Annotated in this window: 15 protein-coding genes; 6 read left to right on the top strand and 9 right to left on the bottom strand. The window is 37.4% G+C overall.

The window, feature by feature from the left end:
• Positions 1-88 precede the first annotated feature (88 nt).
• The 4 genes from B5Y40_RS18885 to B5Y40_RS18900 all read right to left on the bottom strand — a co-directional run bounded on the left by B5Y40_RS18885 (position 89) and on the right by B5Y40_RS18900 (position 3,741).
• Positions 89-1,180, bottom strand: a complete 1,092-nt coding sequence (locus tag B5Y40_RS18885; RefSeq protein ID WP_079688343.1) for a DUF695 domain-containing protein — start codon at positions 1,178-1,180, stop codon at positions 89-91.
• A gap of 246 nt (positions 1,181-1,426) precedes the next feature.
• Positions 1,427-1,849, bottom strand: a complete 423-nt coding sequence (locus B5Y40_RS18890) for a DUF6326 family protein (protein ID WP_079688344.1) — start codon at positions 1,847-1,849, stop codon at positions 1,427-1,429.
• A 7-nt stretch (positions 1,850-1,856) separates the two neighbouring features.
• Positions 1,857-2,558, bottom strand: a complete 702-nt coding sequence (locus B5Y40_RS18895) for a DUF4386 domain-containing protein (protein WP_079688345.1) — start codon at positions 2,556-2,558, stop codon at positions 1,857-1,859.
• Positions 2,559-2,766: 208 nt separating this feature from the next.
• Positions 2,767-3,741, bottom strand: coding sequence for a hypothetical protein (locus B5Y40_RS18900; protein WP_079688346.1), 975 nt, complete (start codon positions 3,739-3,741; stop codon positions 2,767-2,769).
• Positions 3,742-4,259: 518 nt separating this feature from the next.
• Between B5Y40_RS18900 and B5Y40_RS18910 the strand changes: the two genes are divergently transcribed.
• Positions 4,260-4,652 (top strand): hypothetical protein, encoded by a 393-nt coding sequence (locus B5Y40_RS18910; protein WP_143785821.1) that lies wholly within the window; start codon positions 4,260-4,262, stop codon positions 4,650-4,652.
• A gap of 46 nt (positions 4,653-4,698) precedes the next feature.
• Positions 4,699-5,094, top strand: coding sequence for a hypothetical protein (locus tag B5Y40_RS18915; protein WP_079688349.1), 396 nt, complete (start codon positions 4,699-4,701; stop codon positions 5,092-5,094).
• A gap of 105 nt (positions 5,095-5,199) precedes the next feature.
• On the opposite strand, the gene B5Y40_RS18920 is transcribed toward B5Y40_RS18915, so the two are convergent.
• The 4 genes from B5Y40_RS18920 to B5Y40_RS18935 form a co-directional block, all read right to left on the bottom strand.
• Positions 5,200-5,592, bottom strand: a complete 393-nt coding sequence (locus B5Y40_RS18920; RefSeq protein WP_079688350.1) for an ACT domain-containing protein — start codon at positions 5,590-5,592, stop codon at positions 5,200-5,202.
• The gene (locus tag B5Y40_RS18925) at positions 5,589-6,017 is read right to left on the bottom strand and encodes a hypothetical protein (RefSeq protein ID WP_079688351.1); all 429 of its coding nucleotides are present in this window, start codon (positions 6,015-6,017) and stop codon (positions 5,589-5,591) included. Before B5Y40_RS18925 ends, B5Y40_RS18920 begins: the two co-directional genes overlap by 4 nt.
• Positions 6,018-6,061: 44 nt before the next feature.
• Positions 6,062-6,601, bottom strand: coding sequence for a DUF4240 domain-containing protein (locus B5Y40_RS18930; protein WP_079688352.1), 540 nt, complete (start codon positions 6,599-6,601; stop codon positions 6,062-6,064).
• 97 nt (positions 6,602-6,698) lie between these two features.
• Positions 6,699-7,676 (bottom strand): DUF4272 domain-containing protein, encoded by a 978-nt coding sequence (locus B5Y40_RS18935; protein WP_159453736.1) that lies wholly within the window; start codon positions 7,674-7,676, stop codon positions 6,699-6,701.
• A 374-nt stretch (positions 7,677-8,050) separates the two neighbouring features.
• Here B5Y40_RS18935 and B5Y40_RS18940 point away from each other — a divergent pair, with 374 nt between their 5' ends.
• The 4 genes from B5Y40_RS18940 (at position 8,051) to B5Y40_RS18955 (ending at position 11,313) form a co-directional block, all read left to right on the top strand.
• Complete coding sequence (locus tag B5Y40_RS18940) at positions 8,051-9,463, top strand: type III secretion system effector protein (RefSeq protein WP_079688354.1); 1,413 nt, start codon at positions 8,051-8,053, stop codon at positions 9,461-9,463.
• An 11-nt stretch (positions 9,464-9,474) separates the two neighbouring features.
• On the top strand, positions 9,475-10,068 hold the full coding sequence (locus B5Y40_RS18945; protein ID WP_079688355.1) for a hypothetical protein: 594 nt from the start codon (positions 9,475-9,477) through the stop codon (positions 10,066-10,068).
• 96 nt (positions 10,069-10,164) lie between these two features.
• Positions 10,165-10,419 (top strand): hypothetical protein, encoded by a 255-nt coding sequence (locus tag B5Y40_RS18950; RefSeq protein WP_079688356.1) that lies wholly within the window; start codon positions 10,165-10,167, stop codon positions 10,417-10,419.
• Between the two features lie 312 nt (positions 10,420-10,731).
• The gene (locus B5Y40_RS18955; RefSeq protein WP_079688357.1) at positions 10,732-11,313 is read left to right on the top strand and encodes a hypothetical protein; all 582 of its coding nucleotides are present in this window, start codon (positions 10,732-10,734) and stop codon (positions 11,311-11,313) included.
• 321 nt (positions 11,314-11,634) lie between these two features.
• Here B5Y40_RS18955 and B5Y40_RS18960 read toward each other — a convergent pair whose 3' ends face one another.
• Positions 11,635-12,522, bottom strand: coding sequence for an alpha/beta fold hydrolase (locus B5Y40_RS18960; RefSeq protein ID WP_159453737.1), 888 nt, complete (start codon positions 12,520-12,522; stop codon positions 11,635-11,637).
• Between the last annotated feature and the right edge of the window lie 54 nt (positions 12,523-12,576).

The raw sequence follows: 12,576 nt of genomic DNA on the forward strand, positions 1-12,576 counted from the left end.
GGCGTTGTGCCAACAATTCAATGTGACTTACAAATTTCTTTGTAGCTATTTTTTCTTTGTATCCAAACATATAATACAACTGCTCTTTTCAATTTACATTGAATCGCTTAAACGTTTGCCAGTATTTATCCTTATAGATCTCGAAGCTGATATTTTGGTTGGTTTCATTGCGTTGTATTTGGTCCATTACCTTCGAGGGTTTTCGAAAGTCTTTGCAGGCAAAATATATCTCGCGAACACCATCGGCAGTCTGTCGCGCTATATTCAGATATCCTTCAAAATCTTTAAGTTCACTTGTAATTCGGTTTTCGATGCCTTCCAGGTAATGATAAGTTTCCTGATCGGGCATCCCGTGATTGTTTTCTCCGTTATACTTTATTTCGATATTTAAAATCCAGGGATGTGATGCCTTGGAATCCCACTGAAGTATATCTGTATTGACTATTGCTACCAGCGGCTTGCCGTTGTTTAGTTCTGCTTCAAGTCCTGAGTAATTATCATTTTCAGTATCATACCGGAGGCCGTCATATTTTTCAATAAATTCTTTTTCACGCCAGATTAAAAAATCCTTTAGTTTCTCAACGGGCACAAGGTCCTTTTCAGCCTCTGCTTTACCTATAATTTTTAAATTATCGATCGTGGTGGCAAAATTCAATTCACCCAAATAATTATCCAGAAATATATAGGTTCCCTTAACGATCGTTTCCTTGTTTTCTTCCGTCAGGTCGTGATGTACTATAGTAATATCAATTTCATCCGGGTACTCCGGATAATCGATGGAGTAGAAGCTTATATTCTTATCATTAAAATTGCAGTCACCCATGATGAGGTTCAAGTCCTTGATGTTGAATTCAGGTTTCAGTGCTGTAAATTTCCAGCCTTCTATAGCGGGTGCAGCAGCGACAAGTTCTTCTACAAAAACAATGTGCTTTATAGCGCCCTCTACCGTAAATTTTAATTCTGCTGTATTGCTGTCAAACATACCTGCAGTAAAGAAGTATCCGTCTCTAAGTTCTTCAAGCTTCGGTGTCAGCTTGTCGAAGAAGTCTCCTTCAATATCCCCTCGCTCTTTGAGAACTTTAAAGAAGGCCTTTTCATTTTTCTGAAACCACTTCCAGAAATCGGCATACGAATTTATGGGTTCGTCTTTTTTGCTGAATAGGTTTTTGAGGAAACTCATTACAGTATTTGTATTCGTTGAAGGATTGAGAATGAAAGATTAAAATTTCTTGAATTTTCTAAGATAAGAATTATGTTTCGTTTGATGTATAGCTTCCGACCAACGAAACGTTTCGCGCGCTAATACCAGTAAATAAAATCTAAAATTTAATGGGAACATCTTGCCAAAGATTAAAACACACAACACAAGTTGTACAAACTTATTTTGTAATCCTATATTATAGCTATGCGATTTTTTTTAGAGATTTTATATCCGGGGCCATTTCCAGGCATGCCAAACGATTAGGGAAGTAACTAAGATTTCAACAATCCCCAGATAGGTATAAAAAATCATCCAGTCGCTAATTGACGTTGCCACTACTAGGATCATAATCGCGGTAAAGAATATTCCCATCACTATATTTAGCCAACGATTTAGTGTTGCTTTCAACGCGACTGATAAGAATACCATAATGGAAGGGAGCGTCATGAGTATTGCAAACATGAGTAATTTCTGCGGTGTGGTGGTGCCTACGCCAGACTTTCCATCCATCAAACTCTGTATTTTGCCCGGTACAAATAGAGCGAAGAAATCACCATAGATATAGCAGAACATTACGGCAGCCCATAATGCAGCGAGCTTGAGCTTTACATTTATCTTGACGTCTTCGAGGGTATATTTTTTCACCATGATCAGGTTAGTTTATTCCACTGGTTTTACGTGTTCTGATGCCAACGATCAGGAGCCATAGGCAAATACCGATCTCTCCGATAGCAGAGGGTAATGATATATAGGATGAAATACCAAGCGCACTATAGCCTGGAAAAAGAAAGCTGCCGGTAAATTTTATGAGATAACCGAAGCATCCTGCCATTAAAAATATACCCAGAATTTTAGGAAGGAAGCCAGACTTGAATACCAAATACCCAAAAGGGAAAAGCCAAAGGCCCCAAAATATAGAAGCAAGATCAATACCGTTGTTATAGTGTTCGAGATTTAATAATACCTGCGATTGGAGTTCGTCTGTGTTAAGTTCTTTGAGGTAATCGGCTTTACTGATTAGCGTAAGCACAGCAAACTTGTTGAGTAAATTAACCAATGATATAGGAACGCTGATCACTGCCAATATTACCATCGCTACGGCATGGGTTTTATTCACAGCGTTGAGTAACGTATATAAAACGAATGGCAGAAGTAAAAAAGCTGTATAACAAATTATACCTGCGAAAATGCCAAGCCTGAAAAGCGTTTCGGATGCTACTATATTATTGAAGGTTTCAGACGCGTTGCTCCAGACTATCAGCTTGGAAGGTACGTACAAGAGGCTAAACATGCCCGTTAATACAACAATCAGGTATAGAAAACCTGCTATTCTCGCGGTCCGCTTTTGAGGGGTCATTTTTATCAGGATTATCTATAGTGACGACCAATCGTTAAAAATGTTACAAAGCGAACTGTCGATTTGCCGTTTTTTTTTAAATTCTTGTCATTTTAATGGTATTCAATGCTCTTTGTTGGGTTGGATATAAATACTGGACCTTGACGGTGCCGGAGTGTTGCTAGATAATATATCGGTTTGTAACGGTTATACGTTGACTATATAATCATTAAAGCCCTGAAGACACTTGGCCGGATGGAGATTGTGTCCGGTACTCAAAAATCAGTTCACACTTTTTATCTTCATACGTGTGTGTAATGCTTAGCAATAGTCCTTCATCGCTATACGTATATACATCGGTGTACGTGCCATTGTCAGGACATTCACTGGATATTTCAAATGCCTTCGTTTCATAGCGAGTCATTTTACCTTGCAAATTGTATTCATATAGAGTTTGGAAAGATATTTTGTCACCCTTGGCGTTGTAGCCTGTCTCACGTAAAGGCTTCCACTGTTTGGTATATTGTGTCTTTGTTGTGAGGATTACTTTATTATCGGCGATAGTCTGCGATTCACCCGATAGCTTTTTGTCTTTATAAGTATAGGTAGTGACACTCGAGGATGACTCGGGGACATGGTTGTCATAGTAATATTGTATCGTCCTCTTTGTTATCCGGCTGCTCTTGTCGTACGTATATTTTGTAAAGTCGCTCATGATGTCGGGCATGACAATTCCTTTTGTGTTTCGCTCTTTCATTTTTATCAGCCTGTTTTTTAAATCATAGTAATAGTCAGTGATTTCAGGAGAGGAAAAATGATTTATGACTTGCTCTGTGCTGTCCAGATAGTTAAACGTTTCTCTGAATACTTTGCCAGTACCGTTCCGTTCGAACTCGTAAATGGAATGTGGCTTTCCGTTTCTGTTATAATGTGTTCTTGCAATGATTTGTCCACGCTGATTGAATTTGAATGTCATCTCTTTATAGCGGTTAAGTGACGGGTTTTCAGCGATACTTGCCTGCGTGTAAACAACAACTTCGGTGATATTCTTTTTCTTAATCAAAGCTGGGAAGAAGATTGTTTCATAATCCTCTCTGAACTGTAAAGACGAGTATGCGCAACATTCGCAGATATTCTCTTGCGCCAGGGTCGATTCTACTATAAATGAAAAGATTACAACAAGGATCAGGAGGCAGGGTTTCATGAGTGGTTAAAGGTATATGCGGATTCGTTCTATGTACAAAGAAATACTTTTTCTTTTGATTGTCGAAGTACGGTTTCGTTTTAGGTGCCAAGCTTTTAAAAGCATGGTTTGTTTTTTAAAAAGCACCTTGCTTGAAATCCCAAAGCGTGAAGGTTGATGACTCGATGAAGGCTAAGTCTCTACACCAGTAAAATATCAAGACCGCTCGCGTTAATGGGGTATTGAATATATGTACTGTGAAAAACAATTTTTTAAGATGCTTTAATTGTTAAGTATTCTATTTACGGAGTGAACGATCCGTAAATCCACCGAGGTGTCTGTTTGCGATAACACATACAGCTTTATACTTTTTTATCAATACACATATAAATCTTACAATGATGTTGATGATGGTATTTGCATGCATACAGTTCGCCTTGATTTCTGACTTTTGCGACTTGTTGAAAATATATATTATAAATGATATATATAGTATCAGCATGCAATCGCTAAACAACAGTCAGTCAAAGCATAACAACATGCAACCATACATTGATACAGAATGCGCCTCTATACGCTACGATGCAGACAACCATGCATTAGTTACCCTATGGAAAATGCCGCCTCTCCCAAGTGAATTCAGAGAGCATATGCTTGACTTGCTATCGGCGATGGAGCATTTTAAGACAGGTAAAGTCGTGGCAGACACTGCAAAAATGGGAACGCTTCATCCGGTAGACCAGGAGTGGGCATCTACTGAGTGGGCGAGTATGGCGGTGCGGGCAGGGTATTCGCACGCTGCTATATTATTGTCAAAAGATATTTTTTCTAAAATGGCAATAGAGGATACTATGAACTCGGCAGCAGATAATGTCACCTTCTCGTATTTTGAGAATATGGAAACGGCTTTGGCCTGGATAAAATCAGTTTAATATATCATCAATGCATCGTGTAAATACATTATAGATTAACAGAAATATGCAAGTTTATTTTGAAGCCGATTTTTTTATTATCAAGTATAGCGAAGCTAATCATGTTGTTGTAAATAAATGGACAACAACTCCTACCTCAGATGAATTCAGAGAAGCTATGGAAGTTTTGCTGCGGGCCATGATAGATTTTAAAGCCAGCAAGGTAATTTCTGATACTACCTGTATGGGAGCTCTTTTATTGGAAGACCAGGAGTGGGCTGCATCAGATTGGTATATGCGTGCAATAGAGGTTGGCTTTTCTTATAATGCTATAATAATATCCTCCGACTTATTTTCTGAAATGTCTGTGCAGGGTACATTGGATTCTGTAGCGGACAGTGTAACCGTTAACCGCTATTTCAGCAGCATGGAAGATGCCATGGTATGGATAAGTAAATTTTAATAACTGGTGCAAGCCTCACGGGCTTGCACCATAATGTATACAAACCCGGCTATACTATTCTCTGATATTCTCTTTTCAGTGACAATCTTTCATAACAGAGAAAAATTACTCTGAGAGTTTTGAAAGCGTTTCCATAGCTTTTGTAACATCGGGCTTTGCTACAAAAATGTGATCGTGATAATATCCGGCAACAACATTACAGCTTATTCCTTCTGCTGAAAGAGCTTTTGAAAACGCTTCCGTTAAACCCACCGCGCTGAGTGATGAATGAACTGTTAGCGTAATCCACCCTGCTATATATGAGTATGTAAGGTTGAGGCTGTCTGCTAGTTCTTTTTTAAGAATGATAGTATAACCTTCATTTTCGCGAAACATCATTACGGCATCACTGATATTTATTTTAGCAAGGTCTTGAATAACACAAAAAACATAATCGCCAGGAGTATGCACTGGTTTTAATGTCTTTAGCATTTTTACTAAATCTGTTTCGCCTGTCATTGGTTTTTGTTTTTTAGGGAACTTTGTAAAGCCATTACAAGCAAACGGAAACCCAATGAGATAGGCATAAATATTTTAATTGATTTTTTTGTTTCAAACACGGCTTCATGAAATGAGGCAATGAACCACCCGGTAGATATGCAATATACTATAAGTCCGATAATCATTGATATCAATGGTTTATAACAGGCAAGTATAGTAAGTCCTAAGGAAATCACTGCGCAAATAATAAGCATAATTCCGAGTGTAGGATCTTTATCGTCCAGTTTAATAACACCTGCAGTGATGATAAAAAAGAACAGTATAAGAAACGCTGTTATAGTAAGTTCAAGGGCTTCATTTCTAGACTTTGAATTTTTTCTTTCGCTGTCCATGCTTTTTTTCTCCTCTTCGGACCATAATTTGTCGTTAATGATATTCTTCATTATAATGTATAAGTATAGTTAGAGGAGTGGCACACTATCATTGATTAACTAAACTTCACCCAAAGCTTGGGAAGTAAGGAGGGTAATTGATCTTCAGTCCAATCGTTACCTTTTGTTGGTGGCGCACCAAAATCATAATCTAAGCCCATGGATATTGCTGTATCTCTCGGGAAAGTTTCGTCTTCTTTTTTGCCAGTCTTTAAGGAGTATGCTTTTGTGGCAACATACATTATCTCTTCAAAATTACACGTGTCGCCTTTATTCACAACGGTAGATAGATAGTCTGCGTTTTTTAACGATTCAGTATATATTGTTTTCCCTTGCCCAATCAGCCAGCAGCGGAAATATAGGTATGTATCATCCGACACGTAGCCATCAATTATTTTTTGCGCAGCCATCACTTTAAAATCATCAGCATCTATTACACATTTACGAAATGAAATCTCAAAGTCCCTGATGTCATCCAGTGAAAGTTTGGTGAGTTCAGTAGTTAAATGTCTTTCCTTTGCTGAGTCATTGCCATTCGATGCTTTAACAGCATTGTCAATAAGTATCCAGAATTTGTCGGTGTTGATCGTTTGCATAGAGTAGGTTATTGTTGTGGCTAAGGGATTGATGTTTTAGGTATATGAAATTTAGAAGGAATATTCTTACCGTTGCGTTTATATTCAAATGTTCAGGTTATGTTGATGTGTCAACATCGTCCCACAGCTCACCTGTAACAATCAAGGATTCATCTACATATTGTGTGTTCAGCCAATTCAAAACCTTGTGTCTTTCATAACTGATGATGCGGTTTATTTTGGTCTCATCTTTCTTGCCATTAAATAATAAGTCTCTGAAATAAGTAGCAGCCATCTCGTTGAGTAAGTTTTCTTCGTAAATCTCATCCAGACTTCTATACTCTAAAGTACTCAGAAAGAAAGCCAGCGGTTCGCCAAGAGCAGGAACATTCTCTTGAAATTCATCCATCGTTTTATCATCTCCTTCTATATCGAGTCGTGGCAGGGAGCTTACTTTCGTTAAACACCATGCTAATGTTATAGCAGTCTCAATATACCACGACAAGTTTTGTCGAGTTTCTTCGCTGGGAGATGGATCACTTAGAAATTCTTTCTCGCTGGGCGATACTTTATCCCAAAGATTTTCGCTTTGCAGCCAGTTGCAAACCGCAGGCCTGTCTTCCAGTTTATGTGCCAAATAAGAGATGGCATACAGAATTATCATTCTGCAACCGGCATCGTAGGGCGAATGGAGTTTTGCTTTGGAATAATCGAGATATTCTAAATGACTTACCCTATAGTTTTTTATACCATAATCAATAAGTCGTGATTCAAGACTTTTCTTTTTCGCTCGCAATACAGTATTCGCTGATTTTTCTACAGCCTCAATTTCTTCTGGCGTTTTATACCAGTCCTTATGTGGCGACATCTGGCCGCAGCCTGGACATCGAGTATCGGCCCACTGCTTTTTACAACTCGGGCATTTACCTTTTGTTTCAAAAGTATTCCACGAGTATCCACAGCCACAAGCCCAATGCTTTTCTCCATCAGGTTGCCACTCACAACGAGGGCATTGTATAATTGTTTCAGGTTTCTTTTTCCAGAAAAGCATAGGAGACGATTTATAGGCTTGTTGTAGCAATATATTTTCCTTCAAGATAACGATTTTGTTACTAAGCATTCAGAGTCCCGGAGTTGGCAGGCGCGGGAGACTCTGCGGAAACTAAAGGCAATTATCTGTTGCTACACTTGATGCCTTCTAACCATTATGTAGGTATATATATAAGCGCCTCATAACTGTAATGTATACCTATATTTTTTATTTTCACTATCTCACCATGAGACATGGTTGATGTTGATAATATATACTACTTTGGCGTAAAGGTGGAGACGAAATTCTGAATAGCTGAATAGAGTAGAGTTCTGTTGCCAGTATTTGGGCTAATGAAGCGCTGTTCCTTTTCATCCTATGGACTGTCTAAAAGCAAATGAGCAGCTAATACGAATCCATTTATACTATAAATATATATTATGAAAAAACATTTAGCTGTTTTCTTTATCATTCTTTTCCTATGGGCTTCGTCTTGCAATGAAGAGACTCCCGTTTCGAAAACTTCCCAGGAAAAAATTGTCGTTACAGATCTTGACCATGAACCAATCGCCAAAGATCTCTTATCGAAACTACAGGGCAGAGCTTCAAACGGAAGAATAAACAGCCTCGAAATTAAAGACGCATTTTTTAAATACGAAAATCCTGATAGTGGAGTTCTGAATTATACTTTCCCGCTCCCTTACGAATCTCCGGATTATTTTGAAAATATGATACTATCAAAGTATGATGACGGGTTTTATGGCTTTATATACCGCTATATTCCGGACGAAAGTTATATCAAAGGTGAATCTTTTAGAGGGACTCTCCAGCAATTTGATTTGGAAGAAAACCTGATCGGAGAATTTTCAATTCCCTTTAAACAAGATAGTATATATAAAAGTGGAAGAACACAAATGGTTAATCAATGTGTTAAAAGTATTGAGCAAAACTGTGTAACCACCTATAAAGTCGAGACTGTTACCGATTACCCCTGCCATTGTCAATATGATCGTAAGACGCAATTGAGTAGCGTGTGCACTTTTTCATTTAACATGGGAATGTGTGATGACATGATAGCTGTACCGCCGGCTGGCGGTGGTGGTACGTATGTAGCAACGGGTAGCGGACCATCTCCTAAAGCAGGTGGAGGCAATACTACGGGTACCACAAAACCCAAGACAAAACCTGTAGTAATAGTGGTTCCTGAAAACGATTTATACGTAGGAGACGAATGTGTGGCCTGCATAGAGAATTTGTTGAAGAATCCTTGCCTGAAAATGGTCGCTAAAAAAGTATTGAATCCCGCACTTGCCAGCAGTTATAATAAATTGATACAAGATATGTTTAACAAGAATGATAAAGTAAACCTAATCATTCGGGAAGGCGATGCAGAAGATATGAAGATACCGGAGAAGAAAATGGCAAATGGATGGACAGAACCTGTAGAATCACACAACGGTATAGTAGATGTTATTATAGAATTGAATACAGAAAACCTTAATGAAAATGATTCTCAGGAGTATATTGCCTCCGTTATATATCATGAAGCCTTTCATGCTATAGTGCATTACTTTGACAAGGATAAGTGGTTTTCTGAAAATACTCCAACAGACGATCATGTTGCTATTTTTTATACTTACCTCGATCTAATAGCATCAGGGCTTCAGAAGGCATATCCTAATTTGACTTTGCGAGAAGCTCAGGGATTAATTTTGAAAGGAATGATGGCTTATGAAAAGCAATGGGGCGATTTGTTTAACAAAATTCTTGATAAAAAGAACTTCACTAAGGAACAAATAGATACCATAGTAAGACGCTATGAAAATAAAACTTCTGGAACATCTTGTGATTAAAATATTACACTATGAAAAAAAATCTAATTATAATTCTTTTAACTCTGACATGTTGTTCTAAAACCACTGAAAAAGACAACTATAATCCAGAGTTTACCGCCAATGCCAGCATCGATGAAATCCACCAGAGTATTCGATGTGTTGTTTCTGAGTATGATTTTAGCGTCATCTTTTTTTTGCGGAATGATTCTAACCATAGCTGGTATAAAATGTTCTCTAGGCGGATTGGCTATTGGGAAAAAATAGAAATCCGGCAAACAATAATAGACGAAGATCAATTAAAAAAGGAACCTGATTACTATATATCAAGAGATATTACAACAAGAAAACTCTGTAAACCAGAAGAAGCTGAATCTTTTTTAAATAAATTAAAAGCCTTCAATGTATTTGAGTTACCAGAAGAAAGCGTGCTATTTAAAGATTGTAAAGATAGCGGTGTGACCGATTTAGGAAGTACATATATAGAAATAGTCGCTGGTAATAAAGTGAGAACTCTTACATATTCTGGAGCGTATGACTGTGCTGACGGAAACGAAAAAGAGAATATCTATAAAATTCAAGAGTTATTTGAAAAGGAATGGTTTGAGAATGAAAAAGGTAGATAAATCATCAATTGATTAAAAAAGGTTTTACAGAATCTGAACTAAACACACTATAGAATACCATATCAAAAGTCGGGAACTTCGTGTAATTAAATTACGATGATGAAATATTTATTTATACTCCTGACTGGTTGTCTCAAAGGCTCTAACAGCATAATTCTTCCATTCTCACCTAATGGAAACAAAAAAGATATATACCATGAAGTAAGAAACGTAGTGGCAGAAAAGGACTTTAGCGTAATTTATACTGTAAGCACTCCATACAATAATGTAGTACATAAAGTATTTTCCCTCAAGGATGACATTTGGGAGAAAATTGAAATAAGAAATGGTGTAGCTGAGGGGATTCTATAGAAATAATAATTAAAAACACAACCCTAACAAAACAATGTGAAGAAAGAGAAGGCAGGCTTTTTATAGATGAGCTTGAGAAACATCATCTATTCGAAATGAGCGATGAAGATGCTCTTTTAGACAAATGTAAAAAACTCTACAGCAAGGGTATATTTAGTGAAGGCGCTGACGCACTGACTTACATTTTCAAATAGTTTCGAAAAATAAGGTTAGGACTTTAAGTTATTACAACGTTTATGAGCGAAGTAATAGCTGCCCGGATGTGCCTGAATGGATAGATATTCTTGAAATAGAAAAATTATTTAATAAAAAATGGTATCTCAACAAGCATTAGAAATAATTAAAATTTCAATACCTATGAGAGGGTTGCCTTTATTAATTGCTTTTACGTTATCCTGCTGCTCTCAGCAGGATAATGAGTTTCCAAATTTTGATAAAAACGGCAGTATAAATGATATAGATAGATATGTAAAAGATATAGTACTGGAAAAAGATTTTAGCGTTGTTTTTTGTAGTAGGGCTGAAGCAAGTTATGGTTGGTACAAAATCTTCTCAAAACAAGGCGAGAATTGGGAGAAAATAGAAATCCGACAATGGATTTTTAATGAAAAACAACTCAGGAGTGATCCAGAATATTATATAGCAAGAGATATAACAACAAGAAAATTGTGTAAGCCAGAAGAAGCAAAATCTTTCTTGACAAAATTAATAAGTTATAGACTATTTGAACTACCGGAGGAAGATGAACTATTCGAGGACTGCAAAAACACTGGAATTGCAGATTTGGGAAGTACATACATACAAATAGTGGCAGGAGAAAAGGTAAGGAACCTCAAATACTCAGGTATGTACAAATGTGAAGGTAATGAGCGGGAAAGCATAAGGAAACATTGACCATCTTTTTAAAGATGAATGGATTGATGATTCAATGGTTGGAATAGCAGTGTATAATAAATAAGAGGTCAGTACAAGATGATCTTCGAAACAAAGTGACTTCTGAAAAAAAATGAAGTCAGAGGACTCTTATGGATAGAGCAGAGGGGGCAAAGAATTGCTAACGGATATATAGATAAGATTTCGGTAACATCTTGCAACTAACTAATGCAGCCATGAGAATTTTTCAAATCTCAATTTTGACCTGTTGCTGATAAGTTGTTCTAAAACCGATTCAAGATGGACGAAGGACGATATAGGACCTAGTGATCAAGCACAATATTACCAATTTTCAACTATATACTTTATAGTATTAATCACAGCTTTTGGATCGTCTCGTTGTATATAATGGCCGCTTTTAGGGAGATAGATAAGTGCGCCTCCTTTACCGGAGGAGTCTATTACCTTTCGCCACCGCTCCATATTTTGGTTTGACTTTACTTTAAAAAAATACTCCTGATCAAAGTCTTTGCTTCTTCTTTCGGGAGGAACGTCAAATCTTCCGCCAACCAGGAAGTAGATAGGAACGTTGGGCAGGGGTAAATTATTGATCTCGGCAAAATCGGTTCGTCTTAAATCTGCCAGAACCTGGGCTTCACTCCAAGGCCCAAAGTTCAGCGAATCAACTTCGGACTTTGTATAAAGACGGTTGTATAACATCTCGTCAATTTTCTTTTCAGGAACTCCTATAGCTCTGAATATGGAATTCCATTGTTGTTTTGTTTCTGTGAAATCAGCCGGGTCTACAAAAACAAGGGCAGCGATGTCGTTCGGATAAAAACCTGCAAAGGCTCTTATATATACTCCACCCATGGAATGCCCGACTAGAATATAGGGTGGAGAAATGTTCAACGTAGTAAGCAATGATTTCAGGTTGTCTGCTACTACCTTAACCGTTGGCATTTGATATACTTTATCTGACTTCTCTACACCAGACCTGTCGTAAGCGAACACAGGGGCAAACTTTGCTATTTGATCAATTACAGTATCCCAATTACCCAGACCAACGCCCATGCCATTTTCAAAGATAATTGCCGGAGCGTTCTTCTTCCGGTTTTCAAATCCCTTTTGGTATATATTTAAATTATGGCCATTTACTTTTATTAATTTCTGCTGAGCATGTGAAAGAAATGCCGTTAAGATCACGATCAGCGTTAAATATACTTTCATATTCATATATACTTATTAGTGCTTACCCTCTTGCATATTTTTAAATTGAAAGAT

The organism is Ohtaekwangia koreensis, assembly GCF_900167975.1.
GTDB lineage: Bacteria > Bacteroidota > Bacteroidia > Cytophagales > Cyclobacteriaceae > Ohtaekwangia > Ohtaekwangia koreensis.